Consider the following 26692-nt stretch of genomic DNA (forward strand, 5'->3'; position numbering starts at 1 on the left):
CCAACGGGGAACAGGGCTTCACGCCTTTGCTGCGTTCCGCCGAACACGGCTTCACGCTTATTGAGCTGATGGTCGTCCTGACGATCATCGGCTTCATTTCGGCTGCTGTGGTGCTGGCGATTCCCGATCCGCGCGGGCGGGTGATAGAGGATGCCGACCGCTTCGCCGCGCGCATTGCCGCTGCGCGCGACGAAGCGGTCGTTACCTCGCGTCCCATGGGGGTGTGGGTTTCGGCCTCCGGCTATGGTTTCCAGCGTCGCGATGGGGGGCAATGGGTGCCCCTGGAGGACAAGCCCTTCGTCACCGCCAACTGGAAGGGAGGCACGCGGGCGCTCGTCGGCAAGGATGGGCGGCAGCAGATCGGTTTCGACGGCACGGGCCTGCCGACCGATCCCATGACGGTGACATTGGCGCGCGAGGGTGAGCGGGTATCGGTTTCGATCGACATGGCCGGAAAGGTCATGGTCGGTGGCTAAGCGCGAACAGGGCTTTACCCTCCTGGAAATGCTGGTCGCGCTGGCAGTGTTCAGCCTTGCGGCGCTGGCGCTGGTGCGCTTGCAGGGCGTGACCCTGCACACGGCGGCCGATCTCGACAGCAAGGCGATGGGCCAGATCGTCGCGCGCAACCTGATGGTGGAGGTGCAGACCGATCCCGCGCCGCCCTCGCTCGGGTCGGAGGAGGGCGATGTCGATAATGGCGGCCGCCGCTGGCACTGGACGCGGGAGGTCAAAGCGACCGACGACAAACGGCTGTTGCAGGTCAGTCTGACCGTCGACGGACAGCCGGGAGCCTCGCCGGTGGTGCTGAGCTTCGTGCGGGTGGTGCAATGAAGCGGCCATCGCTCCCTGACGAAGCGGGCTTCACCCTCATCGAACTGCTCGTTGCATTGATGATCTTCGCCATGCTGGCGGCGGCGGGCGTGCTGTTGCTCGGCAACAGCGTGTCGGCACAGGCGCAGATCAAGCTGAGGCTGGACGACATGGCGGCGGTGCAGCGCGCGGGCGGCGCACTGGCGGCGGATCTGGGGCAGGCGGTGCCGCGTATCAGCCGCACCGAATCGGGGACGCTGGCGCCTGCCTTCTGGTCGCATCGGGAGGGGGAGAGCGTACCCGTTCTCCAGTTCGTGCGGGGCGGTTGGGACAATCTGGGCGATTTGCCGCGGCCTTCGCTGCAAAAGGTCGAATATTGGGTGCGGCAGGGGCGGCTGGAGCGGCGGACCTATGCGCAGGTCGATGGCGCGGCGGGCGATGAGCCGGCGGCGCTGCTGGATCATGTCGAGGATGTGGCGCTGCGCTTTCGCGATGCCGGGGGCGAGTGGCGCGACGAATGGGTGCCGACCCAGCCCGACCTGATGCCGCGCGCTGTCGAGATGACAGTGACGCGAACGGGCGAGCCGCCGGTGACATTGCGCTTTCTGGTCGGACCGGGGCCGGTGGAAAAACTGGAAGGGGCGGCGGTAAATGGCTGATCCCCGGAAGAGAAACGAGCGCGGCGCGGCGCTGCTGACGGTGCTGCTGCTGGTGGCGGTGATGGCGGTGGTCGCCTCGACCGCGCTGGAGCGGCTGGCGCTGGCGACGCGGATGACCGGCAATGGCGGCGCGGTCGATCAGGCGCGCGCCTTTGCCGATGCCGGGACGGAGATTGCGCGCTTGCGGATCGGTGATCTGGTGGCGGCCAATCCGGGCAAGACGACGCTGGCCGGCAATTGGATGGGCACGCCGCAGGCGATTTCGGTGCCGGGCGGCATGGCGACGGCGCGGGTGACGGACGGCGGCAATTGCTTCAACCTGAACAGCGTGGTGGCGGGCGAAAGCGAAGCCGACCTCAAGGTCCGGCCGGTGGGCGTTTCCCAGTTTCAGGCGCTCTTGCAGGCCCTGGGCGTCGACGCGCGGCAGGCGCAGGGGGCAGCGGCTTCGCTGGCGGACTGGATCGACACGGACAGCGTGCCCCAGCCGGGCGGCGCGGAGGATGAAACCTATGCGCAGGCGGCGCGCCCCTATCGCACCGCCAACCGTTTCATGGTCGATCCCAGCGAATTGCGCGCGGTGAATGGGGTGACGCCCGCGATCTACGATCTGGTGCGGCCGTGGGTTTGCGCGCTGCCGACGGCGGACCTTTCGCCGATCAATATCAATACATTGCTGCCTGAACAGGCGCCGCTTTTCGCGATGCTGATGCAGGGGCAGATCAGCGTTGCGCAGGCCCGGCAATTGCTGGCGCAGCGTCCGGCGGACGGTTACGGCAGTACGGTGGCGTTCTGGGCCGTGCCCGCTCTGGCGGGGCTGAGTCCGCTGGAAGAGGTTGCCAATCAGGTCAAGTTGACGACGGGATTTTTCAGAGTGGAAGTGTCGGTGGATGTTGGTGGAACGCAGGTGGTCGAACGGGCGCTGATCGACGCGCGCCAGACGCCGGCTATGTTGATACGCCGCAATTGGGGGACCGGCGCATGAGCGCGGAAGGATTGATCGTCGCGCTGGCCGAGGAGCCGGGCGCGGAGCCGCTGTGGATGCGGGTGGCGAACGGCGCCATCGTACAGAGCGGCGCAGGCGCGAACTGGCTGGCGGCCTGTGGGCTGACGGCGCTGCCCGATGACATGGTGGTGATGCTGGTGCCGCCGGCCGCGCTGGTGACGCTGCATGCGGCCTCCTATCCTGACCTTCCTCCTCGGCAGGGACGGGCGGCGGCGCGGCTGGCGGCGCTCGCCGGGGGGATTGTGCCCGCCGACCAGCTTTTTGCGGCGGCCAATGAGAATGACGATCCGGCAAATCCGCATATGGTCGCCGTCGCGGCGCGGGCGGACATGCAGCACTGGCTGCTCTGGGCGCAGCATCATGGGCTGGACCCCGACATCATGGTGCCTGCGCCGTTGCTCTTGCCCGAGGTGGAGGAAGGCTTTCAGCGCGGCATCGTCGGCGGTGCGACGGTATTGCGCGGCGCGGGCATGGTGCTGGCGGGCGATCTGGCGCTGCCGGAACTGATCGGCGACGCCATGGTGTGGGATGTCCCGTCCGAACAGATCAATGCCCGGGCCATCGCCGCGCTGGAAAGGCCGCCGCTGGATCTGCGGCAGGGCGACTTTGCGAAAAGGGTGCGGCGCTCCTTCGACAAGCGGGCGCTGGGACGGATCGCTCTGTGGTCCGGGCTGATCCTGTTCGTTGCGCTGGCGATTGCGTTGGTCGGGTTGGCAAAGGCCCATTTCGCGGCGAGCCGCCTCGACGCCAGCAGTCTGGCCCAGGCCCGTCAGATCGTGTCCGGCGCGACCGATCTGGTGCAGGCGGAGGCGGAAATGGATCGGCAACTCGCGGCGCGCGGGGCCGGCGGCTATGCCTTCACCGCGCCGGTGTCGGGGCTGATGAAGGCGTTGCAGGACGCGCCCGGCGTGTCGCTGACGGCGCTGTCGCGCGATCCGGACGGGATGATTCGCGCGACGCTCGCCTCCGCCAAGGCGGATGACATCAACATCGTGCTGCTGGCGCTTCAGGCGGCGGGCTTCACGATCACGGCGACGCCTTCTCAGGATCCGGGCGGGCGGACGCTGGCGGACATTACGGTGCGATCATGATGGAACGTCTCGGCAATGTGTGGGGCGAACGCTCTCCACGCGAACAATGGATGCTGGGCGTGATGTTCGCGCTGCTGGCGGTGGTGATCCTGTGGTTGGGCGTGCTGCGCCCGCTCGACATGGCGCAGCGTTCGGCACGGGACGCGCTGCGCGACGCGACGGATCGCAATGCGGCGATCCGTGCCAAGGTGAAGCTGCTCAAATCCCTGCCCCGTTCGTCCGGCGCCGCGCAGGCATCGGTGCCGCTCGACCAATTTGTCGGGCAGAGCGCGGGCGAGGCCGGATTGACGCTGGAGCGGGCACAGGCGCAGGGAACGGATCGGCTGGACATGGCGATTGCGTCGGTGCGGCCGGTGGCGCTCTTCTCCTGGCTGGCGGCGCTGGAGGCGCAGGGCGTGCGGGTCGAGACGATGAGCGCGCGCGCTTCTCCCACGGCAGGCAGCGTATCGGTGCAGGCGGTGCTGGTGCGGGGCGGCGGGCAATGATGGGCCTGTCTCTCTCTCGCCGGATGCGGATCGCGTTGATCGTGCTTTTTGCATTGGGCTTTCTGATTTTCCTGCCGATGCGGATCGCGCTGGGCATGGCCGGGCTGGAGCGGTTGGGCGTTGCCGCGCGGGAAGTGCAGGGCACGGTCTGGAGCGGCGGGATCGACCGGCTGATGCTGGGCACGACCTCTCTGGGGTCGGTCCGGGCCGGATTGTCGCCGCTATCGTTGCTGGTCGGTCGGGCGCGGTTCGACATCTGGCGGCGCACCGGCGCGCCGGATGATCTGGCGGGGGCGATGACCGTCGGATTCGGGCGCATCGGCATTGATGATGTCACCGGCGCGGTGCCGCTGGGGCGGACCTTTGCCCCGTTACCGCTCAGCAGTTTTGTGATGGAGGATGTGTCGGCGTGGTTTTCCGGCGACCGTTGCGGCCATGCCGAAGGGCGGGTGCGGGCGCAGATGGCGGGACAGTTTCCGGGACTGAACCTGTCGCAGGGTCTGTCCGGCGTGGCGAGTTGCGACGGCGAAGCGCTGTTGTTGCCGTTGGTGAGCCAGTCGGGGCTGGAGAAGGTGAATCTGCGCATCTGGCGCTCGGGTCGCTATGTAGCGGAGATGCGCGTGGAGACGGCGGACGCGACTCTGGGCGAAGCGCTGGCAAGGGCGGGTTTTGCCGATGTGGGAGGTGCGCGCCTGCTGAAGATTGAAGGAACATTGTGATCCAACCGCTGGCTGCCGGCCTGGGTGCTATTGCAGGCGCCATCGCCGGAAGTTTTCTCTCCACGCTGATCCTGCGCTGGCCAAAGGGGCAGGGCGTCGCGCGGGGACGGTCCGCCTGCGACGGGTGCGGGCGGGTGCTGGGCGTGGCCGATCTCATTCCCCTGTTGAGCGCGCTGGTGCAGCGCGGCCGTTGCCGGACCTGCGGCGCGGCGATCGATCCGTTGCATGGACGTATGGAGGCGGGGTGCGCGATCATCGGCGCGCTGGCGCTGGGCTTCGCGCCCGATCCGGGCGGGATTGGCTGGGCATTGCTGGGTTGGCTGCTGCTGACGCTGGCGGTGCTGGACAAGCGGCATTTCTGGCTGCCCGATGCGCTGACCTTGCCGCTGGCCTTTCTGGGCTTCACCATCGGATTGTGGACGACCGACGCGGGGCTGGCGGACCGGGTTATCGGTGCCGTGACAGGCTATCTGGCGCTGATGGCGGTGGCGTTCGGCTATCGGTGGATGCGCGCGCGCGAGGGGCTGGGGCTGGGCGACGCCAAGCTGCTGGGGGCGTTGGGTGCCTGGTTCGGCTGGCAGGCCTTGCCCTTCATTCTGTTGCTGGCGGCGAGTCTGGGGCTGCTGGCGATTCTGGCGGCGATGGCGGTGGGCCGGACGGTGGATGGCGCGACGCGGGTGCCGCTGGGGACGTTTCTGGCCGTTGCCGCGGTGCCGGGCTGGTGGCTTTCGACGCTGGCCCTTCAGATATGAACGGAATTTTTCGAAAGCGCATCAAACCCGGTTGACCCGTCCGTTCACGCTGCTTATAGCGCCGCCTCACCGCAGGGCACTGCCCGGCGGGATGCCCATGGGGCGGAGTAGCTCAGCTGGTTAGAGCAGCGGAATCATAATCCGCGTGTCGGGGGTTCAAGTCCCTCCTCCGCTACCATTCCTTTCCCCACCTCGAACGACGTTTTTTTGGCGGTTTTCCGCCGGTTTGAGGTGGTGAAGCTGTCACGAATCGCACAAGCAGGTCGTTTGCCGACTTCGACAAATTTGGTCAGTCTGAGCTAGATTTGGACGCCCGTTGTGTCATTATTTGTGTCATCGTTTTATCGCCTCGCATTGCCGAGGTTACGATGGGAAAAGCCCAGAATTTCAGCCCTTCAAGCATCGACGCCCTCTGCGAGGGCAAGCATCCTGACCCGTTGGTGGCCGGTCTTTGTGTCATCGTCAGTGGCACCGGCCGAAAGGTTTGGCAGTTCCGCCGCCGGGTCGCGAAGTCTGGCCTGGTTATCACCCTGAAGCTCGGAGGGTTTCCGGCCCACTCGATTGCTGCGGCGCGGCAATGGGCTTCAGGCCTGAACGACGCGATCGAACGAGGGGAGGACCCTCGTATTGGAATTCGCATCGAAAAGGCGAAGGGGGTTACGGTCAAAGACGCTCACACCCTCTACATGGCGACCATGAAGCGCGGTGAGCGTAAGACGCTCAAGCCCCGCACTCTGGCGGACAAGGAAATCATCTTCGAGCGTGACATTAAACCGAGGCTGGGTGGAAAGACGCTCAATGACCTCACGGACGATGATTGTTGGGATGCCGTCTACGACAAGGCCAAAAGCTCAAAGGACCGGGCAAACAAATTGGCCGGCGAACTAAGCTGCTTCCTGCGATGGTGTGCGGGGCGCGAGGGCAAGATGGCCGGAATCCAATTGCAGGCGCATCCTGCTCCTTCGCTCAATTCCAACTGGTTCGCCACCGGGCCGAAGGCGAACAAGCGGTTCCTGAGCGCCGAAGAGCTCGGATGTCTATTCCAGGCGCTGTTACCGGAGTCTCACGGCTGTCGCCGCGGCGTCCTACTCCTTCTCTTGACCGCGGCACGGAGAAACGAGCTGTTTGGGGCGCCGGCCCGTGAGGTCGCGGGCGGGGTTTGGACTCTACCCGCTGAGCGATCCAAAAACGGCGAGGAGAACATCATCATGCTTGGGCCTTGGGGGCGAAAGCTCGCGCAGACCAACCATGAATGGCTCTTCCCCTCGAGTCGTATTGACGGACCGCAGCTCTGTGGATGGTTCAAGGTGCGCGATCGTGTCCTCAAGCGCATGAGGGAACTTTCGGTTCGAGAGATTCCCTCCTGGCATTTCCACGATCTTCGGCGGACATTCCGCTCTCATGCACGAGGCATCGGCATCGACCGCGATATCGCTGAGCTAATGCTTAATCACAAGCGCAAGGGGATCGAGGGCGTGTACGACAAGAACCAGGAACTGGAACTCCGCGCGAGCGGCTTTGCCGCCTGGGAGCGATTCTTGATTGATATTGCTTCGGCGGCTGGGTTGGCGAGAATTCTCGATGTGCCAGGTTTCGAGAAAATTGCTGAATAAAGCGTTCGCGAATCGGGAGCGTTTCAAAATCCGCGATGGTAATAAATGTCGATTCGATTCCGACCGCCCGCGCCAGTTCCTTGGCGATACCCGAAGGAGATCAGCCGCCTTTTGGTTGGTTAAATATGCGGGCAGGCGTGGATGGACCGGTTCGGACAAAGGGTTCTCGCCTGGGAGGCGCGCGAATGTCCCACCACCATCTCCTTGGGGCCTCGAGCATAACTGATTCGCGCCGCAAGAAAAATGGGTTCGGCACTACAGTGCCGGATGTTGCGGAACGTGCCCGAATGCATGAAGGCGGCCGAGATGGTATCCTGATCGACCACGATGGACGTCGTTCGGATGGAGGTGGCATAACGCTGATGCGACGGGTAGTTCGATTTCCCACTACGGGATCGAACCAGGCACTAGCTCAGGAGTGCCATCCCATTTTCTGGAGGGTTTGACGAATTAAGGAAAATAATAACAAGAGCTTATCTTAAGATTGAGGGGTCTTCTCGTTCGCAAGCTGAGGCGCGGTTTTTTCCTCGGCTCCACCACTTCCATTTGATTTTATTGGATAATTTTCCCCTTCTGGGGACGGGCCTAAGTTGGGGCCTAATTTCAGCTTGACGCATTTTGCTCAAGCATCTGTGATCTCCCTGCCGATGCTAGCGCACATCGCGTTGTCCATGCCCAGAGGTCAGTGTCCTCAATGTGCTAGGGGGCACCGGCATTAAGAGGCATGCGATGCGAATCGGGAATGTTTCAAAGGCGGCCGTTCCGCGTCGTTCTCCGGCCTCAAAAAAATTTCTAGGAAAGGGGCGCATTGAAGGCGCCTCAGGTGTCAGCCTTTTGGGAATGTAAGGGTTGCTTCCTTTCCGGGCTTATTTCGGCTTGCCGTAATTGTCGCCGGATCGGTGGCCGCCAGAGAGGTGGGGCGCCTAATCCCACGGCGTCACTTTAAGCTGCCTCTGGAATTGAAGGGGCGCCGTTATGGCGGAGCGGGTTTGAGCGTGCGTGGCGGATCTGTCGCAGCCGAAGATGGAGCGACTGGCGTATGTGCCATTATTTCAGGAGCAGCGACTGCCCCGGCTGTTCGGGGGCCACGACGACGACCGCTGCTCGCTCCCTGGCAGGTGAGCTTGGCAAAGAACCTCATGCGTGAGCGGTTGGCGTCCACGGTTTCAATTGCCGATATCGCCTTCAACTGCCGATTGTCAGTCAATTATTTCGAGCGGGCGTTCTCGAATTCCGTAGGAATTTCCCCCTATGCTTGGCTGCTGGAGCAACGAGTCGCGCACGCAAAAGATTTCCTGCGCATCTCTGCCATCCCGATAGTACGCATTGCGTTGGATTGTGGGTTCACGGACCAGGCTCATTTCACCAACACGTTCTCGCGCAAGGTGGGTGTGAGTCCGAGGGCATGGCGAAATAGGCATTCGCCAACGAAAGAAGCGCAGCGATGATGACGTTTCTCGCCGTGAACGGGATCAACGCTCTGTCTCCGTGCCGAGAATGCGGAACTTTTTATAGCTCAAGCCGCCCAACCGTGGGAAGGGGAAGTTGGCTTTTTGCGTCGATGTCTCCCAGGGTCGCGTCAGTCCACGCCGCCGGCCTATCAAAGCTATTCAAAAGCCATGGTAATTTTTCGAATTTGACAGATCGAGAGGCGTAGAAACGTTGGCACATCTCTCCAAGCTCGACAGCTGAAATTGCGCTCGATAGGAAAACGGGGACTGACCAAGAGGCTACGTCTAGGGCGCATTTAAAGCCCGAAGTGGAGATCATGGCGCCGAATGAAGCGTGATCGAGCAACCGAGCTTCCCGATCCTGCACGCGCAAAAGCTGATGCCGGACTTATTGCGCCCCGGCGGTTTGAAAAAGAGGATAGAGCCCCGACCGTCGATTTGCTTGATTTCCTGTCGCAGGACTACGTTCAGTTTTTGCGCAGGCTTACCAGAAAGTTTGGTTCGATCGATTTTGCTACCGATGTACTCCAAGACCTGTACGTGAGGATTTGCACCGGATCCCTATCGAGTAGCATTGATAAGCCGAGGGCCTATCTATACCGAATGGCCGTCAATCTGGGCCACAACCTCGTCCGGCGAGAAAAGCGCAACACACCGTTAGACGCGAGTATGATCGAAAATCTCGTGGACACTGCTCCTGATTCGGAAAGGGTGCTGATCGGGATAAGCGAACTAAACTTTGTCCTCCATGAGCTGAGTATGCTGCCGGAACGGCGCCGGGCAATTTTCCTGGCGCGGTGGCGCGACGAAAAGGAGCTCGCGACTATTGCGAGCGAATTCGGCTTGCATCGGCGAACCGTGCAGAAAGAATTGGCTCGAACTGAGGCGCATTTGCGGTTCGTGCTACGTCGCGCCGACAGTTTTGGTTAAGAACACCAATCGAGATTTGGATGGCGCTCAGCCACCGGCGTGGCCTCGCACCCAAGGATAAGGTGATAGGGGTTTTCAAGCGACATCGGAAAGAACATCTTTTAGAGTCCCCTTGAAGGAGGAACCCCTCCGACTTCAGTCGGATGCTGGCTTCAGCCCCAGACTCGGCCAGTAGTCTGTACCCTCGGAGAAAAATGAACAGCCCGAAAGGCGAGAGTTCATTTTTCTCCGAGGGTACAGATCCTATGAAGGGGGTGAACAGCGGGCGACATTCGGCCAGGATGTTTCTGCTCAAAAACGCTGGAGGCAGGTATGTCCGTAACATCCCACCGTACCGAATCATCGCCCGTTGTTCGGGTCGATCTTGGGGCAATTTTCTGTTCATTGGAATTGAGTCAATCGAAGTGGCTGGTGACGTCTTTGTCGCCGGGTAGTGGGGAAAAGTTATCGAGGTTCACATTGGCGGCTCACGACGTGGCAGGGCTCCGCGCCCGCTTTGCTGAACTACAGCGCAAGGCTGAGGCTCGCACCGGACAAGAATATCCAATTATTACCATCCAAGAGGCTGGCCTCGATGGTTTTTGGCTGCACAGGGTACTCGAGGCGGAGGGGGTTGAAAGCCATGTGGTGGATCCCGCATCGGTGGCGGTGTCACGCCGCAAACGTCGTGTCAAAACCGATCGGATCGACGGAGAGACATTGATCCGGACACTTCTGGCCTTCAAACGTGGGGAACCCCGGGTTTGCGCGATGGTCCGGGCACCCACGCCAGAAGAGGAAGACCGGCGACGGGTAGGACGCGAACGCAAGACCCTGACATGCGAGGTGACGCGGCACATCAATAGAATCAAAGGCCTTCTCTACGGGCAGGGCGTTACCGATTATGAACCGCGCAAACGCGATCGTCGCAAGCGTCTTGAGGAATTACGCACCGGAGATGGGCGTACCCTTCCTTCCAGATTGAAGGCCCAGATCAGTCGCGAACTCGATCGTCTCGAACTGGTGCTGAACCAAATCAGGGATTGCGAGGAGGAGCGCGACGCCATGCTTGCCGAGGCCGCAACCGCTTCCCGGCCAAACCCTTCATCTTCATCGACGGCAATCCACACGCCACCGCGACCGACGGTGCCCGCCATGCTGATCGAGCTGAAAGGTATCGGCGCGGAGAGCGCCTCGGTACTGTGGCTTGAAGGATTGTCCCGCCCCTTCGACAATCGCCGGCAGGTAGCGGCCTATGCGGGGCTGGCACCTTCGCACTGGCAAAGCGGGCAGGTCAATCATGATCAGGGTGTCTCGAAGGCGGGCAATCCGCGATTGCGCACCGCACTCATCCAGTTAGCCTGGCTGTGGGTGCGTCACCAGCCGGATTCCGCACTCACGCTGTGGTTCAAGAACCGCGTGGCACACAATGGCGGCAAGTTCAAAAAATCGACGATTGTCGCTTTGGCCCGCAAACTCCTGGTCGCCCTATGGCGATACGTCCAGGCCGGTGTTGTCATCGAGGGAGCCGTCATGCAGCCTTCATGATGAACCATGAATTCGATTTGAGAGATCTTCCAGGATTCTGATCAGTTCCTGGTGGATGTGGGGCAGGCGAACCGACCCATAGTCTGGCTTTACTAGCCGCTAGTACAGAATGGTCCCGTCTACCTCGAGCTTTAGTCCGCCGTAAGCGGGATCATGGTGCAGCCATCAATGAAGCTGACCGTATATAAGGAGGATAGGGCTCGGCCACGGGTCCGGTCATGCCATCAAAGCTCGACCCCCAAATCCAAATGACAAGAAGGAAAAACGCATACTGAAGCAGACTCGCTCTTGATCCCCTTCATATAAGACTATGGGCTACAGCAGCGGTTGTCACACAACATTCCATCATCGCTACCATCTGGTCTGGGCGCCGAAACGAAGTTCAGCAAAGCTAAATATCGGTTCAAGGTGCTGCATGGCGAGGTGCGCCTGCGGGTTCGGGAGATCATACGACAGGTCTGCGCGGAGATGGGCGTGACCATCGTCCATGGGGTGCTCTCGCGTGATCACGTCCATATGTTCGTTGAAATCCCGCCCCACGTCTCGGTCAGTGACTTCGTGCGGCGCGCCAAGGGCCGGTCATCCCGCAAAATCCAGCAGGAGTTCGAACATATCCGCAAGCGCTATTGGGGCCAGCGCTTCTGGCAGCGCGGCTACTTCTCCACCACATCCGGCAACATCACCGACGACATCATCCTGCGTTACCTGGACAAGCATGGCCACAAAAACGGCTTCAGCCCCTCCGCGTGATCCTACCGGCGTCAGCCGGTCAGTCATTCAGCCGGTGATCGCGCGGCTGTCTGTTCTCGGGCGACCACTAGACTCAGGACCTATTAAATTGCGTGCGGTGATGAGGAACGTCGAGGCCGCGAGGTGGATTTTCATATCGACCTTGGTTGTCACGCGGGATTATTGGACAGCAATTGGCGTGTACCACAGCCCGAACAAGGTACGGCAGTTGCGATATGTTGCTAAAGTTGCTGCTCATCTCAAGAAACGATACGGAAGCCAAGCCTTCAAAACGAAGTAGCATGGATGTCTCGCCCCGATCAGGGTGGATGGCCGATGAAATCGACTTGAGCTCGCAGCCGCAGGTCGCCCTTCGCACCCATTACGAAAGCGGTGCCGGTGGCGCTGTCGAAACCGAAACAGACAGTTTCATCTTCCCGTGTCGGCGCAATCATTCTGTATCGAAGCCGACTAATGGGCCGTTCATTCTCGATTTCACCGGCCAGGCTCGTCGCAAGCAATGGTGCATGAACGATCAGGCGTTCGTCGTGCATCACCTTCCGACAATAATCCCTGTCGAAATGGATGCGGTGACTGTTCAGCGTCAGTGCGGAATAGCGTTGCAGCGCGACGTCATCGAAACGCTCGGTCAACAGGATGTTACCGGGCGGAGGAGCGATCGGCCGGCGGTCGCGCGGCGTCATATCCGTGTAAACCAGATCCTGATCCTCAATGAGAACGGATGCGCCTTGTCTACGGTAATCATGTTTGATCGTCACAAACCATAATTTGCCGACGGAACCCTGCTTTGGATCGACCTTGGCGACATGGGAGTGCCGGGTGATCCTGTCGCCAACCTCAATGGGTTGGAGGAATCGAATGTCGCCGCCGGCCCACATGCGATTATGTGCGGGAAGATGCGGAATGAAATCGCCCAACTGTTCATGGCCATCCGGGCCGAGCTTGCTTCTGCGGATGGGCGAGATGCAAAATAGCCAATGCCATAGGGCTGGCAAAGCCTCTCCCTGGGTCGGTGGGTCCCGGTCCAGCAGCGCAGAAATATGATCCAGCCGACGCTGATCGATCCGGTCCGAGACGATCTGGATATTGTCAACACTTGCCATGATGGCCTTCAATGTCTGAACGTTGCCGGGCTGACCCGTGCGAGGATGATGCGGAACCGCAGCAGCATCCAGAAGCAATAGGCCATGCTTCCCAAGGCGAGTGCCGCGATGAGGAACAGGCTCAGGCTGAGCCACAGTCGCCGTTCCACCAATTGAACCATGACCGACAGCAGGAGGAAGCTTGCCATGACGTCCGAAAGGACAAACCGCCCCCACGGCATCGATACAAGCGACAGGGTTTCCTGTACGATGTCTCCCGTGGCCAGCGCCAATATGCACATGACAATGAGTGCCAGGGTCGTGACAGCGACGACGCCAATATAGGTTCTTTCCATTATTCCCCCTAACGAATGCGCGGCAGGCCAAGCCCCATCTGCGCCACGATATCGCGCATCACTTCATTGGCACCCACACCTATCCGGTTGATCGGCGCCCGGCGGTACAGGATTTCCGTTCCTCCGTGCATCGGCGCATCGCTTTCCTCATGACGCAGCAATCCGGGAAGGCCGAGCAACTGCATGCCGAAATCGGCGATCCGTGTCCGCAGTTCGGAAGTGTGAATTTTCAGCCCCAGTGCCTGGGCATCGATATTCTCACCCGCATCCTTGCGGCAGGCAATATCCCAGCCCATCATTTCCGCCAGTTCCAGGTCGACCATGAAATCGACCAGCGCCTCGCGAACGTCGGATCGGCTTGAGAGCAACTCGCCCTCATGCGCCGTGTCCCGGCAATATTCCACCAGTTCGTCGAGGATGAGCCGGAGCGATGGCGCGAGGCCCAGAAAGCTGCGCTCGCCCATCACCGCGTTCATGACGATCGACCATCCCTGGCCCTCTTCGCCGATCAGGCACTCGTCCGGTACGCGAACATCCGCGAAGAACACGTCGTTGAAAACATGGTCGCCCCAACTGTCCACGCGCTGGATTTGGACGCCCGGCGCGTTCAGCGGCACGATGAACACGGAAAGCCCCTTGTGGCGCCCTCCCGGTTCGCCGGTACGGGCAAGAAGCCAGACATGGGTGGCGATATGGCCCCGGCTGTTCCAGCATTTCATGCCATTGATCAACCAGCCGTCGTCATCGCGCTGAGCCCGTGTGCGCAGGTTCGCAAGATCGGTTCCCGCCTCGGGTTCGGAATAGCCGATGGATAGCGTCACCCGGCCATGCACGATGTCGTCCAGCCAGCGATCCTTGTTGGCCTTGGTCCCAACTCGCGCAAGGGTGGGGACCAGCGACGTCACGGTCGCTCGCATGAAGCGCGGCGCGTTGGCATAGTCGATTTCGCTGATCAACAGCATCTTGTCGATGGCCGACATCTGTTTGCCGCCATAATCGGCGGGCAGGTCGGGGATTTGCCATCCGCGCTCGACCATGGCGGCATCGAAGGCGAGCACATCGTCGTCCCAGACTTCCTCGCCGATCGCTTCTCCTTCGTGCAGCAGGCGCCGGAGACGTTCGGGAAGGCGTTCGGTCAGGAAGGAGCGAACCTCGGCGCGCAGCTGCTGTTCGTTTGCGTTCAGGGAAAAGTCCATGGCTGTTTCGCCTCAATATGCCAATTGCTTCAGCAGGGCCTGGCGGTGATAGCGCCGGGAACCGAATGTGGCGTCGGTGACCTTGGCCCGTTCGGACCAGAGGTAAAGCCCGGTTTCGCGGGCGTAACCCATCGAACCCCACAGCTGATGAGCAGAGATGGTGGCATCGGTGTAGAGCTTCCCGGCGGCCAGCTTGGCTAGGGGGAGTGCTTTGCGGACATCTTCGCCCTTTGCTTTCATCGATAGCGCCCGCAACGCCGCGACGCGCGCACCTGCGAGCGTGATGAAGATGTTCGCCAGCATGTGTTGGGGCACCTGATTGGCGCCGACCGGCTTGCCGAACACGATGCGCTCCTTGGCATATTCCGTGGTGCGGTCGAGCACCGCCTGGACGCCGCCGATCATTTCCATGATCTGGAGACATGCGGCCGATTCCTGGATGTCGACAAATGCGGAAAGGGTGGTTGCTATCGCGTCCTGCCCGCCCAACAGCGCATCCTGGCCGATTTGGATATCCGTGAATTCCAGCTCGTAGAACTTCTCTCCGCCAAAGGTCGACTGGAGGCGCGGCTGTAATTTGTCCACCGGAACCGCGAATACGCCCCAGCCCGGAGTTTCCCATGCATCGCGGATCGCGCAGACGATCAGCACGGTCTGGCTGATCCCGGCGAAGGGAACAAAATATTTGCGCCCCGACAGGGACCATCCGGTCGACGTCCGACGTGCCGATGTCCGCCATAGTTCGGGCGTGTCCGAAGCCTGCGGTTCGGCACCGGCGACGCATGCCAGGCTGTTTCCGTTGAGCAAGGGGGGCAGTAATGCAGCCGCCTGCTCGTGCGTGGCGAGCCGGGCAATCAGGAGGGCGGCGTGGACCGACGCATAAAAGCTTGCGGGAAGCAGGCGATAGCCCGCCGCCCGGTAGACCAGCCCGAGTTCGACAAGCCCCATGCCGCCGCCACCAAATTCGACGGGCGACGCGAATCCGATCCAGCCGGCGGCGGCCAACATCCTGTGAAGGCGGTCGTCATGGCCCGTCCCGTCCGGGCCGAGGGTTCTGATCGCCTTGCCAATCGGCCATTCCTGTTCAAGGACTTTGGCGCAATGCTGTTCGAGCGCCAGATCATCGTTGCTGAGAAGTGTGTCCATATCCTGATCTCTGCCGTCATCCCTTTGTTTCGTAATACTCGCGGCATCGGGAAACCCATGCTTGAGATGGACCTTTCGACATGCGCCGTCCGGGAACAGGGCCGTCAGGAATGCCCAAGCAGGCGCATGGTGTCATGATCGACCATGGCGGCATGATATCGTTCCGCAAAGGCCGCAAGCGTCTCGACCGGCTGCATGTCGGATGGCGTCAGGAACCAGGAAACATATCCATGGATGACATCACGCCGATAGGCGAGCCATGCCTCGTCCCAACCGGGAACCGCGATGCGATGTCGGTGCAGTTCGGCCAGATAATGTTGCAGCAGATCGATTTCCCCGCATCGGCGGTCCTCGACGGAAAGCGCTCCGACGAGAAAATAGGCGACATCATGCGCCCAATGGCCTGCATGCACGACCTGCCAGTCCAGGAATCTGGGCTCGCCGTCGCGGGTGAAGTAGATATTGCCCAGATGAGGATCGCCATGGAGGATGCATGTGCCGGGGCCCTGCAAGCGCCACAGCCGTTCAAGCGCTTCGGCCACCTTCTCCCGGTCTGCCAGGATGCCGGATGGTTTTGTGCGCTTGTGCCTTTCGAACTGGGCGGACCAGTGATCGGCGAGGAGCCAGCGTCGGAGGACGACCCTGAGAGAATCCTTCCAGTCGAATTTCGTCAATTGCCGCACGTCATTCCACCAGCGCGCATGCAGCGCCGCGAGCGAAGACAGGGCTGAACGCGCCTGGTCGATGCTCATCGGTCGCGTTGCATCGCCGAAGCTGCATTGCGCAGCCTCGAGATCCTCCATCAGCACCAGTGCCTGATGGTTCGCGCGATCGATTCCCTCGAAATAGGTCCGGGGCAGGGCGATGGGAACGTCCTGCCCGAGTTGACCGTAGAACAGGGCTTCGGCGCGATAGGCCGCCCATACGCGCTTGCGCATCGCGGCGTTGAAACCGCCCTTGAGCAGCATTTTACGAGGCAAGGACGCCCCGGATGGCAGGGCCGAATATTCGAGCGCCAGCGACAGCTTCGTCGCCGTGCCCCAGTTAATCGTCGGCATTGTCACCGATGACACGACAACTCCGGGATACCGCATGCCGAGGACGTAGCTCAGCCATGCGGCGTCCACCCGCTCTATGTCGACCGGCAGGTGCTGGAATTGCAGTTCGGCCGCTACAATCTGTTCGACAGCCAGCCCCGCGGGCTTCGACGATCCGGCGTCCATATCGTTTCGAAACTCCATCTGGAAGCGGCTCCATGTCTGGACTTCCGTTGGTGCGTCTGTACCCGAAACAGGGCATGCTATCTCCGCAGGCAGCATGCCCGATCCCTGTTGATCAGCGGATTTGCAATTTTCCCCGGCGCTGAAGCCTTGTCAGTGGGTCAGCTTTCCAAAACTTTCCCGCTCTATCTGTATCTTCAATTCCCTCGGCGGCATTCCGAACCGGGCCTTGAACGCGCGGGAGAAGTGGCTGGGGCTGCTGAAGCCGCTGTCGAGCGCGATCTGGATGATGCTCTTGCAGTTTCTCGGGTCACGGCCCGCAAGCACAAGGTCTTCATAGGCGCGGGCAAGGCGCCGCTCCCAGATCCACTTTTCGATTCGCGTGCCGAGCAGACCGAAGCGCTCATCCAGATAGCGGCGGCTGACATTCTGCGCCTCCGCCACGCGTTCCGCAGTGAGCCAACCTTCCGCAAGATTATTCTCGATAAAGGCCATTGCGCGCCGCATGCGCACACATGGTTCGATGACGCCCCGAGCTTCGCGGAATGGCGAAGTCATGTGCGAAAGCGTCAGCAGGGAATTCAGCAAGGTGCCATATTCGTCCGGCCGGATGGAAGCCGCATTGTCCCAGATCTGCTGTATCATCTTGAAGAAGACGTCGTTGAAACTGTCGCCGACATTCGCCTTGGACAAAATGATCTTGTAAAAATCGGACCGGATGAAATTCGAATTCGGCATGCGGAAGAACAACTGCTTGAATTCTTCCGGATATGTCATCGTCAGGCGGTTGGCCGCGTCGAAAAAGGCGAACTCGCCCTCGTGAAGTTCAACCGTGCGATCATTTTGCGATAGCGAGAGCACGCCGTTGAGGTTGATGACCACCATCGGCGCAAATCGCTTGTTGCAAGGTGCCGGCCGGATGATCTCCTGCGCTTGCGAATGGAGGTAATAGAGCTTTGCTCCGCCCAGTTCGAAGGACAGGAATTCTCCGCCCATGTCGTGGCAGAGCGGACGCTGCTGAATGCCGGAAACCGCATCGCACAGACCATTCTGCCAATGTATCGATGCTTCAGGATCCAGCGACGGATCCGGCACCCGCGCCAAGACATTCACGCCCATTCCCTACTCCTCGGTCTTTTATATTTGCTATCAGGATATGCCGGTTTTGCGTTCTGTCAACATTCCGGCAAGGCGCGTAAGCAGAGGCTATACGCGGCTTCCAGATCAGGACAGAAACTTCCGGTGCGCAGGTAAAGAAGCGGGCTTTGCGTAGAGTCGAAGAGGAATCCGAACAGCCATGGTTTCGCCAAGAATTGCTCTCGTTACCGGCGCAAGCCGGGGAATCGGCAAGGCCATCGCCATCGCGCTGGGGGAGGACGGCTACACCGTTTATCTGACCGGGCGGGCTGGATCGGCGGATGACGCCTCCATGCCACTCCTGTCGGCCGCGGATGAGGTGACGAACGTGGGCGGCAAAGGCATTCCGGTCATATGCGATCATGGCGACGATAGCCAGGTGCGTGCACTTTTTGATCGGATCGCAGCCGAGCAGAACGGACTCGACCTTCTGGTCAACAATGCGACCTGCCTGCCGCGCGCTCTGGTCGCGCAGGGCGGCTTCTGGGACCGCTCGCTGGAACTGGCCGACATGTTCGATGTCGGCCTTCGTTCGGCCTATGTCGCCAGCGCGATGGCCGTTCCGCTGATGCTGAACAGGCCGCAGGCCCTGATCGCGAGCGTTTCCTTCTTTGGCGCGGTCACCTATTTTCACGGTCCTGCCTATGGCGCGCAGAAAGCCGGGCTGGACAAGATGATGGCGGACATGGCGCTGGAACTGAAGCCGCACGGTGTTGCCGCGCTTTCAGTGTGGCCCGGGCTCGTCAAGACGGAAATGGTGCTGCAACGCTGGAGCGGAACGCCGGAGGGCGAGGAGCGGCTGAGGTCATATGAGACCCCGGCCTTGACGGGCCAGGTCGTGGCGGCTCTCGCCAGCGACCCGGACTTGATGACCTATTCCGGCCAGCAGGTCATTGTCGCCGAATATGCGGAACGTCACGACATTCGGGAGCCGGACGGCAGCCAGCCGGTGTCGCTTCGGGAGAAGATGGGCGATCCTCGGCCGTTTCACATGACGCATTCCATCTGAAGCAAGCCGCGCAGCGCGATGGAGGCCAAGATGTCATCCTGCCGCAAGTAAAAGGATGATAGCGCGATGGGAGTTCTGGACGATAAGGTTGTGCTCATTTCCGGCGGCGCCCGCGGGATGGGAAGCGAACATGTGCGCCGGATCGTGGCGGAAGGCGGCAAGGTCGTCTTCACCGACCTGCTGGAGGACGACGGCCTGACGCTGGCCGGCGAATTGGGCGAAAGCGCCGAGTTCGTAAGGGCCGACGTTTCCAGCGAGGAAGACTGGCAGAAGGTCGTGGCGCTGGCCGAGGCGCGCTTCGGAAAGCTTGATGGTCTGGTCAACAATGCCGGCATCGTGATCCGCGCGCCGTTCGAGACCTTTTCCGCCGATGATTATAGGAAGGTTATCGAGGTGAACCAGATCGGCACCTTCCTAGGCATGAAGGTGGTGATCCCCGCGATGCGTCGCGCCGGGGGCGGATCGATCGTCAATATCTCGTCGATTGCCGGGCTGGTTGGGCGCGTGCAGACGGTCGCCTATTCCTCCTCCAAATTTGCCGTCCGCGGGCTGACGAAGGTCGGCGCGACCGAGCTTGGCGAATATGGCATCCGGGTCAATTCCATTCATCCCGGCGCGGTCATGACTCCGATGTTGAAGGGCATGGACAAGTCCGTTGTCGACTCCCTGACCGGCGCCGTTCCGCTGAACCGCATCTGCCAGCCCGAGGAAGTGAGCTCGTTGATCGCATTTCTCCTGTCGGACCAGTCCGCCTATTGTTCCGGCGCCGAAATCACGATCGACGGCGGAATGACCGCTCATTGACCGGAGGCAACCGCCATGCTGACCTCGCTGGACGAAAGCCTGTTGCATCAATGCGCGCTGCCGATGGCGCATGCGCAGACCAGCGACCACCGCTTCTTCGACCGTTTTGTCTTCGGATGCATCCATCCCGACGGCGATCTGGCGATCGTTGCCGGGATGGGCGTGTACAAGAATATGAACGTCATCGATGGCTTCGTCTTCGTGCAATATCAGGGTCAACAGCATAATATCCGCTTCTCTAGGGCGCTGCATCCGATTGCCGATCCCTATGGATCACGGATCGGGCCCCTGCGTCTCGATCCGCTGCGTCCTTTCGAGGCGGTTCGGCTGACGCTGGAGCAGGGGGATTTTCCCATCGCGTGCGAACTCGATTTCTCGGCGGTGCTGCCGGCGCGGATGGAAAAGCCGCATATTGCCCGTCTCGATGGCCGGATCACGAACGACTATCTGCGGTTTCACCAGCTTGGCAAATCATCGGGCTGGGTGGATCTGCATGGCGCCCGGCATCCGGTGGAAGGATGGTTCTCCTGGCGGGACCATAGCTGGGGCGTCAGGCCCAATGTGGGCGGGTTCGAACCGTTCACCGGGACGGGATCGGCCTCCGGATTGCCTTCCGCCTCGCGCGGGGGCGCCGGCACGCTGGTATGCTATGCCGGGTTCTGGAATGGCGAGCTTGGCGGGCATTTCCAGTTCATCGACAATGGCGAAGGGCTGCGCCTCTATACGGATGGCGAGATAGTCTATCCTGACGGCCGCCATGTCGAGATCACCGCGCTGACGCCGCACATACGCTTCCATGAAGGGACGCGCATCATGGACGTCATGGAGGTGGAGATGGGACTGGCAGATGGCAGCTCGATCGAGCTTGAGGTGGCCACGCTGGGGCGTCCGTTCGTCTACAAGGGGGGCGGATATAATGGGGGTTTCAGCGACGGTCGCGGTCATGGCGTGTTTCGCAGCGAAGCCCTGCTGATCGAGCAGGACGTCTACGATGTCCGCCATGTGGAGAATGTCGGCTTTGCCGATGGTTCTGTGGGCAAGCCTGCCCATCGCGAGCAGTTCGCTCGTGCGCGATTGGGCGGCAAGCCGGGTTACGCCTACACCCCCTGCATCGTCGTGGGCAGCCACCCGCGCTTCGGTTTTGAATAGCACAGGAATTGTGATGCAATTTGATCGATATATGCTTTCGGTGGCCGCCGCCGTACACAATGATGTGGTCCCGGAAATCACGGAAAGCTACCCCCGGCACCGGGTCGAGTTGGCCGAAACCATGTTGTTGCGGCTGGCTGCCGATGCGGCGGGGGGATTTGGCCGGGAATTTGTCGCGGAACTTGCGAAAGTGCGCGGCGGGATGGCGGAAGCAGCGTTGCCGCAGGCGCTTGGCGAAGCCCTGGACCATCTGGCGCAACTTGATCCCGCGGACGATGCCGCAATCGGGCGGGGACGCGTCGCGCTGTCCCGGCTCCTTGCGGAAAACAGCAAGGCCATCGATCGCGCGTTCATTCTCAGCCTGACCGGGGCGATCGCGAAGGCCGAGGAGGCCTGCCGGACCGCCCGCGAGGCCGCGATTGCCCAAATGGCGTCCAGGCTGGGCCACAAGGCCGGATCGGCCGAGGAACTGGTCGTCAGTGCCGACCAGATGAGCGATTATCTGAGGCGGCGGTTCGGGCGCCAGGATTGCCTTGCCACGACGGTCAAGCCCATTCCGGGCGGGCGCTCGAAAGGCACCATCCTGCTGGATGCGCGGGTCGGTGAAGAAGCTCGATCCTTCGTCATCCGGAAGGATTTTTCGAAAAACTTCATGGGCAGCATGGTGAAGGATGAATATCCCGTGATCCGGGCGGCGTTCGACGCCGGGATCAAGGTTCCCGAACCGCTCTGGCTGGAGGAGGATGCCGGGATATTGAACGGCCAGTTCATCGTTTTCGAACGCATTGCGGGCGGACCGGCCGGCACGATGTTCGACATCATGGCCGGACCCGGCGTTATTCGCGACTATGCCCAGCAATTGGCCCGCATGCACCGGATCGACGTTGAAGCGACTGGCCTCGACCGGCAGCTCAAGTTCGGCGACAGCGAAGCGCCGGTCGCGGCGATGGTGCGGCAATCCTATTCCAAGCATCGCGCCAACACGCCTGACGAACTGCTGCTGGAGGTAGCGCACCAATGGCTGCTGGCCAATCTGGACTGCGTTTCGCAGCGGCGGGCGCTGGTCCATGGCGATGCGGGATTCCACAATGTGTTGTATGATGGCGACCGCATGACCGGCCTGCTCGACTGGGAACTTGCTCATGTCGGCGATGCGGCCGAAGACCTCATGAAATGCAGGGCTGCGGCCTCCCAGGTCATCCCCTGGGAAGAGTTCATGAATATCTATACTGATCATGGCGGCGAGCCGACCACGCCCCTGCGTGAGAAATTTTTCACGGTCTGGCGGCTGGTCGATTTCTCGCTCTACGCGGCTGATGCCCGCGCGATGTTCGAATCCGGCGAGGACAGCGACCTGCGCCTGGCAGCAGTCGGCTACAATACGTTCAGCCGATTGCAAAGTGCGCTTGCCGCCGCTCTCGCCCACGATTGATGGATGGATGCCTTGGCTGACGGTCATCGTGTCGCGGCGTTCGATCCTTCTTCGGCAACGCTGAGGATTGAACGGCGCGAGCGCCCGGCGCCGGGGCCGGGACAGATATTGGTGGCTGTCAAGCGGTGCGGCATTTGCAGTTCGGACCTGCAGTGGGCGCGCACGCCCGGTCGTCTTCCGCGCGGTGCGGTGCTGGGGCATGAACTGTCCGGATTGGTCGTTGCGATGGGCGAAGGCGTCGGTCATCTGGCCATGGGCGACAAGGTCAGCTTCATGCCATTTGCCGGATGCGGACGTTGCGACTGGTGTTCCAGAGGGCTGTTCCTGCATTGCCCCGAAAAGCGATCCCAATGGGGCGGTTTCGGTGAATATGCCCTTGCCGATACCCGATCCTGCGTGAGGCTCGATGCTGCACTGCCCTTTGCGCAGGGGGCCATGATCGAGCCTTTCGCCTGCGGGTTACGCGCGGCTCGCCGGAGCGGCCTAGGCGCCGGTGACAGCGCCATGATTTTCGGGGCTGGGCCGATTGGTCTGGCCAGCTGCTACTGGCTCAACGCCATGGGCGTCGACGTCTGGATGGTGGCGCGCAGCAATCGCCGCCGGGCTGTCGCGGAACGGATGGGAGCCAGCCGGTTCATCGCGGGAGAAGCGAAGGCGGAGGATGCCGGTTCGAGGACGATTTTCGAGTGCAGCGGCGCGCCGGGCATGCTGGAACATGTCTGCCGCATCGCTCCCAGGCTTTCGACGGTGATCGTCGCCGGCATGGCGGAGGGCGGGGCCAGCATCGATCCGGCGGTTTGCCTGGTGAAGGAAGTCACCCTTGCTTTTTGCGCGGCATATGGAATGCAGGATTTTGCCGACACGGCAGAACATTTCGCTCGCGGAGATGCCCGGCCGCTGGAGCTTGTAGACCAGGAGGTGTTACTGGATAGGCTGCCCGATATCTTCGGACAGATGCTGACGAGCAATCCCCATTGCAAGGTGCAGCTTGTATTCCCGTGATATTCCCTCCCGGCCCGTACCATTATGATGCCAGAACTGAATTGAGTCCAAGTTCGATGTGGCCGATCCCGGTTCGACCCGTGCGCAGGTCCGTGATCGGGCAGAGATGCTCCATGATCTCGTAGACCGGGCCGCTTTCCCGCTTTTCCGATGTGAAGGGCATGATTGCAAAGCTCTTCGTCAGGTCCGCCTCGATCAGATAGCTGTCGTCGGCAACGCTCTCCAGCGTGAAGCGAACCGCGGAAAAGGCGTTGGCCGTGTGGGTGACGTCAACGGCGATCCCCGTGAGCACGCGGGGACCTTGTGCGTCATCGACATAACCTTCCCGCGCTTCCACGCCCTGACGGCTAAGCATCCGGCTCGTCTTCACGCCGATCACCATGTCGTCGAACAGCAGCCCGCACCAGCTGTGGTTCGCGATCAGGCTGTCCGCGCGCATGCAATAGCTGTGGTCGCGATAGCCAAGCCCCTGGATTCTGCGTTCGCCCGTGCCACCGACAGCCAGCCTGCCCTGGACGGCAAGCGCCTGCTGATGGTGATCGTGCGGCAGGTTGGTTCCCAACGTCATCTGCTCGCGGAAAGTCACCTGATGGGGTGCGATGGCGCGGCATGCGGCGAAATCGAATGTCGGATGGGTGGCGGAAAATTCGAACTCCGCGTCGATCTCGTCCCCCCTGACGGCAAGTCTGAAGCGGCGGCCCGGCTCGACGAAGTCGATGCGCACGGCGCCGTCCGTCAGGCAGCGGTCGAACGCCGAAATGCCCTGAAAGGGACGCTCATTCGAATATTTGAACCGTTTCCCGTCAAGCACCATGTTGAAGGTGAAGCGGGCGCGGTCGAAAGCCGGCTCGGTGTTGACGTGGCACAGCGCATAGCAACCCTGTTCGGGCGCCATCACGACAAAAAGCCAATTCTCCTTCCATCGCAGCTTCGCAATGTCGGGGACGGGGTGGGGCAGGTCGTCAATGGGTAGCGCCACGTTCAATAGCCCTCGTCATGAATCTGTTCGATCCGTTCGTTGTCCGATGCGGAAAGAGCGCCCGCCTCCACGGCGGCCAGTGCGTCCTTCAGGTGCGCGACTTCGGAAAAGCCGCCGATGACGGTGGCGACGCGCGGCTGTTGCAGGATATATTGATAGGCCGCCAGGGCAATCGGCTGTTCGGGCGGGCGATTGAGAAACGCATAGCGCCTGGCAAGCCGGATCATGGGTTCGTGAACCTGCGGCATCATGCGGAAATAGCCGCGTGACAGTTGGTGGATGCCGTCCAGCCCATGTTCCAGAATCTGCCCGGCAAGCGCGCCGCCCGCGAGCGGGCGGACCACCGAAATCCAGGCGTCGTGCCGTTCCGCGGCCTCGAACAGGCCGCTGAAATCTATGGCGGCAGGCACCCCCGCGAACGGACGGACGGCTGATGGATTGGCAAGGTTATAAGTCAGGTTAATCATCGAAAATTCGCCGGTATCCAGCACCTGGATCACCTGATCAGCTTCGGATTCGTCGCAGGCCAGCCCCAGCATGCGGCATTTGCCGGCTTCCTTCGCCTTTACCAGCGCGGGCAGGGCCTGTTCGATGACTTCGGCCGGAGTGATCGCCCGGATCAGCGGGTTTTCGGGGTTGATCGCATGGCGGATGGGGTTGTGCAGCAACAGGATGTCCACATGGTCGCGGCGCAGCCGAAACAGGCTGTCTTCCAGACTTTCCGTGACCTTTTCGCCGATGCGGGCGAAATCATGCGGCGGAATGAAGGCCTTGGTCGTGACATGGGCGTCCCGCGCGCCCAGATCGGCAAGGACACGGCCTATGTTTACCTCGGCCGCACCCTTGCCATAGGCCGCAGACGTGTCGAACAGGTTGATGCCGTGTTCCAGAGCGAATTCGACCAGCGCGATCTGATCCCGCGAACTGCCGTGGACCATCGTTCCGGCATTGTCGCCGGTGCCAAAGGCGATCTCCGACAATTTGAGGGGGTCTTTTCCGATAGAACGATATCGCATGCGCAGGCTCGGTCCTTGTTGTTGCGCGCATATAGGTGCGCTCGCCTTCGGCGTGTGTCTTGACCAATCTAGAACCTCATGAATCCCCTCATTCAAATGATTCCGAAAGTCCGTTTGAGGAGCTGATGGTGGCGGATAAGGTTCTCGAACTGTAGGATGAGAGGGCGTAGTCTTTCCTCGGGCATGTTGGGGATGAGTTGATAGTACATCACGCCCTGCCGGAAGAGTGAATGCACGCGTCGCGATGTCGTGCTGGTGCGCAGATGGCGGTCGTAGCCGATGGCCTCGCCGGCGGCGCCGAGCACGGTCAGGAGGACAATGGCGAGAGCGGCGATCAGCCACAGCCTGTCGCGCCGGGCGGGCGTGGAGACGCGGGTTGCCGACATGCCCATCCCGAACCGCCAGTCCTTGGCATCGCGAAACGAGCATTCGATGCCCCAGCGCCGCGAGTAAAGATCAATGAGGGTCTTGGCCGTCACCGTGGTCAAGCTGGTCGCGAGGCACCACGGCTCTTTCATATCCTTGGCCTGGACGCACACGACCGCCCCGACGGGGCAACCCTGCGCCGTGACCGTGGCCTCGCGCAACAGCCTGGCACGTCCCGATGGGCCGAGCCACTCCTTTGCCGGACGGCACTCACCGGCGGCCGTCACCTTGATGTTGCCACGAAAGCGGATGACATAGTCGAAGTGCAACTCGTCCTTGAGGACGCCGTAGAGCTTGGTGTCGCCAAAGCCGCGATCGGCGACGAGCAGCACCTTCACTTCTGTCGGCAAGAGCTCGGCAAGCCGGGTGACGATCCAATATTCATAGTGATTGCGCCGCTCTTTCAGCTCCGCCTTGCGTACCGTCAACCACAGTAGCGGCGTTGCCCGGCCATGCTCGGTAAGCAGCGACAGCATCAGGGTCGAGTGCCCGTCGGCATCGAAGTCGGTCCAGTCCATGGCGACGGCGATCTCGGTGCGGCTACCCAGGCAATAGCCGGCCCAGTCGGCCATCAGCGCGTCGACATCGATCCCGTCATTCGACAGCATCCGGTCGACCTGCTTGATCGCGTGACGCGACAGCCCTCCCTGGGCCAGTGCGAGACCGTGGCCAATCGCGCTCACCGCCAGCGACGACGCCTGCAACGTGCCCACCGTCGCCTTCGCCAGCGATGTCACCCGCTTCGCGTGCAGGTCCGCGCCAAAAAGTTCGTCGACAAAGGAATGCACCGCCTCAGAAGAAAACTTCGCCTTGCCGCTCATCTCAATCTGATCCCCCTTCGACACGGAGATGCTGAATCATCTTTCCTGCCCTACGTCATCTCAAAAATGAGGGGATGCCTGAGATCTAGAACCCCATTTGTCCGCCCGGCCTGTGGGCGGGGTTAAA

The 26692-nt window shown here is 61.5% G+C and carries 27 protein-coding genes and 1 tRNA gene; 19 read left to right on the top strand and 9 right to left on the bottom strand.

Annotated elements, in window-relative coordinates:
• Nucleotides 1-29 precede the first annotated feature (29 nt).
• The 14 genes from HUK73_RS02515 to tnpA all read left to right on the top strand — a co-directional run bounded on the left by HUK73_RS02515 (nucleotide 30) and on the right by tnpA (nucleotide 11790).
• Nucleotides 30-476, top strand: coding sequence for a GspH/FimT family pseudopilin (locus HUK73_RS02515; protein WP_369805507.1), 447 nt, complete (start codon nucleotides 30-32; stop codon nucleotides 474-476).
• Nucleotides 469-831 carry a type II secretion system minor pseudopilin GspI gene (gene gspI, locus HUK73_RS02520; protein WP_176590483.1) on the top strand — a complete coding sequence of 121 codons (363 nt, stop codon included), beginning with the start codon at nucleotides 469-471 and terminating at the stop codon, nucleotides 829-831. The genes HUK73_RS02515 and gspI overlap by 8 nt, the downstream gene beginning before the upstream one ends.
• Nucleotides 828-1469, top strand: coding sequence for a type II secretion system minor pseudopilin GspJ (gspJ, locus tag HUK73_RS02525; protein WP_176590484.1), 642 nt, complete (start codon nucleotides 828-830; stop codon nucleotides 1467-1469). The genes gspI and gspJ overlap by 4 nt, the downstream gene beginning before the upstream one ends.
• Nucleotides 1462-2451 (top strand): type II secretion system minor pseudopilin GspK, encoded by a 990-nt coding sequence (gene gspK, locus HUK73_RS02530; RefSeq protein ID WP_176590485.1) that lies wholly within the window; start codon nucleotides 1462-1464, stop codon nucleotides 2449-2451. The genes gspJ and gspK overlap by 8 nt, the downstream gene beginning before the upstream one ends.
• Nucleotides 2448-3563, top strand: coding sequence for a type II secretion system protein GspL (gspL, locus tag HUK73_RS02535; protein ID WP_176590486.1), 1116 nt, complete (start codon nucleotides 2448-2450; stop codon nucleotides 3561-3563). The genes gspK and gspL overlap by 4 nt, the downstream gene beginning before the upstream one ends.
• Nucleotides 3560-4048 (top strand): type II secretion system protein GspM, encoded by a 489-nt coding sequence (gspM, locus tag HUK73_RS02540; protein ID WP_176590487.1) that lies wholly within the window; start codon nucleotides 3560-3562, stop codon nucleotides 4046-4048. Before gspL ends, gspM begins: the two co-directional genes overlap by 4 nt.
• Nucleotides 4045-4767 carry a type II secretion system protein N gene (gspN, locus tag HUK73_RS02545; RefSeq protein ID WP_176590488.1) on the top strand — a complete coding sequence of 241 codons (723 nt, stop codon included), beginning with the start codon at nucleotides 4045-4047 and terminating at the stop codon, nucleotides 4765-4767. Before gspM ends, gspN begins: the two co-directional genes overlap by 4 nt.
• Complete coding sequence (locus HUK73_RS02550) at nucleotides 4764-5519, top strand: A24 family peptidase (RefSeq protein ID WP_176590489.1); 756 nt, start codon at nucleotides 4764-4766, stop codon at nucleotides 5517-5519. Before gspN ends, HUK73_RS02550 begins: the two co-directional genes overlap by 4 nt.
• Before the next feature lie 101 nt (nucleotides 5520-5620).
• A tRNA-Met gene (locus HUK73_RS02555) sits at nucleotides 5621-5697 on the top strand.
• A gap of 190 nt (nucleotides 5698-5887) precedes the next feature.
• Nucleotides 5888-7132 carry a site-specific integrase gene (locus tag HUK73_RS02560; RefSeq protein WP_176590490.1) on the top strand — a complete coding sequence of 415 codons (1245 nt, stop codon included), beginning with the start codon at nucleotides 5888-5890 and terminating at the stop codon, nucleotides 7130-7132.
• A 1118-nt stretch (nucleotides 7133-8250) separates the two neighbouring features.
• The gene (locus tag HUK73_RS02565) at nucleotides 8251-8580 is read left to right on the top strand and encodes an AraC family transcriptional regulator (RefSeq protein WP_336952809.1); all 330 of its coding nucleotides are present in this window, start codon (nucleotides 8251-8253) and stop codon (nucleotides 8578-8580) included.
• A 330-nt stretch (nucleotides 8581-8910) separates the two neighbouring features.
• Nucleotides 8911-9513, top strand: coding sequence for an RNA polymerase sigma factor (locus tag HUK73_RS02570; protein ID WP_176590491.1), 603 nt, complete (start codon nucleotides 8911-8913; stop codon nucleotides 9511-9513).
• Nucleotides 9514-9825: 312 nt separating this feature from the next.
• Nucleotides 9826-11040, top strand: a complete 1215-nt coding sequence (locus HUK73_RS02575) for an IS110 family transposase (RefSeq protein ID WP_176590492.1) — start codon at nucleotides 9826-9828, stop codon at nucleotides 11038-11040.
• Between the two features lie 327 nt (nucleotides 11041-11367).
• Nucleotides 11368-11790: an IS200/IS605 family transposase gene (tnpA, locus tag HUK73_RS02580; protein WP_255326169.1), complete on the top strand. Its 423-nt coding sequence runs from the start codon at nucleotides 11368-11370 to the stop codon at nucleotides 11788-11790.
• A gap of 299 nt (nucleotides 11791-12089) precedes the next feature.
• Here tnpA and HUK73_RS02585 read toward each other — a convergent pair whose 3' ends face one another.
• The 6 genes from HUK73_RS02585 to HUK73_RS02610 all read right to left on the bottom strand — a co-directional run bounded on the left by HUK73_RS02585 (nucleotide 12090) and on the right by HUK73_RS02610 (nucleotide 17909).
• Nucleotides 12090-12893 (bottom strand): MaoC family dehydratase N-terminal domain-containing protein, encoded by an 804-nt coding sequence (locus HUK73_RS02585; protein ID WP_176590493.1) that lies wholly within the window; start codon nucleotides 12891-12893, stop codon nucleotides 12090-12092.
• 8 nt (nucleotides 12894-12901) lie between these two features.
• Entirely contained in the window at nucleotides 12902-13228 is a 327-nt protein-coding gene (locus HUK73_RS02590; RefSeq protein ID WP_176590494.1) for a hypothetical protein, read from the bottom strand.
• Nucleotides 13229-13236: 8 nt separating this feature from the next.
• Nucleotides 13237-14424, bottom strand: a complete 1188-nt coding sequence (locus HUK73_RS02595; protein ID WP_176590495.1) for an acyl-CoA dehydrogenase family protein — start codon at nucleotides 14422-14424, stop codon at nucleotides 13237-13239.
• 12 nt (nucleotides 14425-14436) lie between these two features.
• The gene (locus HUK73_RS02600; RefSeq protein ID WP_176590496.1) at nucleotides 14437-15570 is read right to left on the bottom strand and encodes an acyl-CoA dehydrogenase family protein; all 1134 of its coding nucleotides are present in this window, start codon (nucleotides 15568-15570) and stop codon (nucleotides 14437-14439) included.
• Between the two features lie 104 nt (nucleotides 15571-15674).
• Nucleotides 15675-16811, bottom strand: a complete 1137-nt coding sequence (locus HUK73_RS02605; RefSeq protein ID WP_176590497.1) for a phosphotransferase family protein — start codon at nucleotides 16809-16811, stop codon at nucleotides 15675-15677.
• A 132-nt stretch (nucleotides 16812-16943) separates the two neighbouring features.
• Nucleotides 16944-17909 carry an AraC family transcriptional regulator gene (locus tag HUK73_RS02610; RefSeq protein ID WP_176590498.1) on the bottom strand — a complete coding sequence of 322 codons (966 nt, stop codon included), beginning with the start codon at nucleotides 17907-17909 and terminating at the stop codon, nucleotides 16944-16946.
• A 178-nt stretch (nucleotides 17910-18087) separates the two neighbouring features.
• On the opposite strand from HUK73_RS02610, the gene HUK73_RS02615 reads away from it, so the two are divergent.
• From HUK73_RS02615 to HUK73_RS02635, 5 genes are all read left to right on the top strand, one after another.
• Complete coding sequence (locus tag HUK73_RS02615; protein WP_176590499.1) at nucleotides 18088-18936, top strand: SDR family NAD(P)-dependent oxidoreductase; 849 nt, start codon at nucleotides 18088-18090, stop codon at nucleotides 18934-18936.
• A gap of 66 nt (nucleotides 18937-19002) precedes the next feature.
• The gene (locus tag HUK73_RS02620) at nucleotides 19003-19740 is read left to right on the top strand and encodes a glucose 1-dehydrogenase (protein WP_176590500.1); all 738 of its coding nucleotides are present in this window, start codon (nucleotides 19003-19005) and stop codon (nucleotides 19738-19740) included.
• 15 nt (nucleotides 19741-19755) lie between these two features.
• A complete protein-coding gene (locus HUK73_RS02625) occupies nucleotides 19756-20889 on the top strand; it encodes a hypothetical protein (protein WP_176590501.1) in 1134 nt (377 codons plus the stop codon).
• A gap of 13 nt (nucleotides 20890-20902) precedes the next feature.
• On the top strand, nucleotides 20903-22321 hold the full coding sequence (locus HUK73_RS02630) for a phosphotransferase family protein (RefSeq protein WP_176590502.1): 1419 nt from the start codon (nucleotides 20903-20905) through the stop codon (nucleotides 22319-22321).
• A 12-nt stretch (nucleotides 22322-22333) separates the two neighbouring features.
• The gene (locus tag HUK73_RS02635; protein WP_176590503.1) at nucleotides 22334-23323 is read left to right on the top strand and encodes a zinc-binding dehydrogenase; all 990 of its coding nucleotides are present in this window, start codon (nucleotides 22334-22336) and stop codon (nucleotides 23321-23323) included.
• Nucleotides 23324-23345: 22 nt separating this feature from the next.
• Here the strand turns inward: HUK73_RS02635 and HUK73_RS02640 are convergent, their stop codons facing one another.
• The 3 genes from HUK73_RS02640 to HUK73_RS02650 all read right to left on the bottom strand — a co-directional run bounded on the left by HUK73_RS02640 (nucleotide 23346) and on the right by HUK73_RS02650 (nucleotide 26565).
• A complete protein-coding gene (locus tag HUK73_RS02640) occupies nucleotides 23346-24302 on the bottom strand; it encodes a hypothetical protein (protein WP_176590504.1) in 957 nt (318 codons plus the stop codon).
• 2 nt (nucleotides 24303-24304) lie between these two features.
• Entirely contained in the window at nucleotides 24305-25318 is a 1014-nt protein-coding gene (locus HUK73_RS02645) for an aldo/keto reductase (RefSeq protein WP_176590505.1), read from the bottom strand.
• Nucleotides 25319-25410: 92 nt separating this feature from the next.
• Nucleotides 25411-26565: an IS4 family transposase gene (locus tag HUK73_RS02650; protein WP_176590506.1), complete on the bottom strand. Its 1155-nt coding sequence runs from the start codon at nucleotides 26563-26565 to the stop codon at nucleotides 25411-25413.
• Between the last annotated feature and the right edge of the window lie 127 nt (nucleotides 26566-26692).

Origin of the sequence: Sphingobium sp. EM0848 (genome assembly GCF_013375555.1) — a bacterium.
In the GTDB taxonomy this organism is placed as follows: Bacteria; Pseudomonadota; Alphaproteobacteria; order Sphingomonadales; family Sphingomonadaceae; genus Sphingobium.

Coding starts and splice junctions, on each gene's coding strand:
- gspJ (WP_176590484.1), top strand. CDS start 828: ATGAAGCGGCCATCGCTCCCTGACGAAGCGGGCTTCACCCTCATCGAA.
- gspK (WP_176590485.1), top strand. CDS start 1,462: ATGGCTGATCCCCGGAAGAGAAACGAGCGCGGCGCGGCGCTGCTGACG.
- gspL (WP_176590486.1), top strand. CDS start 2,448: ATGAGCGCGGAAGGATTGATCGTCGCGCTGGCCGAGGAGCCGGGCGCG.
- gspM (WP_176590487.1), top strand. CDS start 3,560: ATGATGGAACGTCTCGGCAATGTGTGGGGCGAACGCTCTCCACGCGAA.
- gspN (WP_176590488.1), top strand. CDS start 4,045: ATGATGGGCCTGTCTCTCTCTCGCCGGATGCGGATCGCGTTGATCGTG.
- HUK73_RS02560 (WP_176590490.1), top strand. CDS start 5,888: ATGGGAAAAGCCCAGAATTTCAGCCCTTCAAGCATCGACGCCCTCTGC.
- HUK73_RS02570 (WP_176590491.1), top strand. CDS start 8,911: ATGAAGCGTGATCGAGCAACCGAGCTTCCCGATCCTGCACGCGCAAAA.
- HUK73_RS02575 (WP_176590492.1), top strand. CDS start 9,826: ATGTCCGTAACATCCCACCGTACCGAATCATCGCCCGTTGTTCGGGTC.
- HUK73_RS02585 (WP_176590493.1), bottom strand. CDS start 12,893: ATGGCAAGTGTTGACAATATCCAGATCGTCTCGGACCGGATCGATCAG.
- HUK73_RS02590 (WP_176590494.1), bottom strand. CDS start 13,228: ATGGAAAGAACCTATATTGGCGTCGTCGCTGTCACGACCCTGGCACTC.
- HUK73_RS02595 (WP_176590495.1), bottom strand. CDS start 14,424: ATGGACTTTTCCCTGAACGCAAACGAACAGCAGCTGCGCGCCGAGGTT.
- HUK73_RS02600 (WP_176590496.1), bottom strand. CDS start 15,570: ATGGACACACTTCTCAGCAACGATGATCTGGCGCTCGAACAGCATTGC.
- HUK73_RS02605 (WP_176590497.1), bottom strand. CDS start 16,811: ATGGAGTTTCGAAACGATATGGACGCCGGATCGTCGAAGCCCGCGGGG.
- HUK73_RS02610 (WP_176590498.1), bottom strand. CDS start 17,909: ATGGGCGTGAATGTCTTGGCGCGGGTGCCGGATCCGTCGCTGGATCCT.
- HUK73_RS02615 (WP_176590499.1), top strand. CDS start 18,088: ATGGTTTCGCCAAGAATTGCTCTCGTTACCGGCGCAAGCCGGGGAATC.
- HUK73_RS02620 (WP_176590500.1), top strand. CDS start 19,003: ATGGGAGTTCTGGACGATAAGGTTGTGCTCATTTCCGGCGGCGCCCGC.
- HUK73_RS02625 (WP_176590501.1), top strand. CDS start 19,756: ATGCTGACCTCGCTGGACGAAAGCCTGTTGCATCAATGCGCGCTGCCG.
- HUK73_RS02630 (WP_176590502.1), top strand. CDS start 20,903: ATGCAATTTGATCGATATATGCTTTCGGTGGCCGCCGCCGTACACAAT.
- HUK73_RS02645 (WP_176590505.1), bottom strand. CDS start 25,318: ATGCGATATCGTTCTATCGGAAAAGACCCCCTCAAATTGTCGGAGATC.
- HUK73_RS02650 (WP_176590506.1), bottom strand. CDS start 26,565: ATGAGCGGCAAGGCGAAGTTTTCTTCTGAGGCGGTGCATTCCTTTGTC.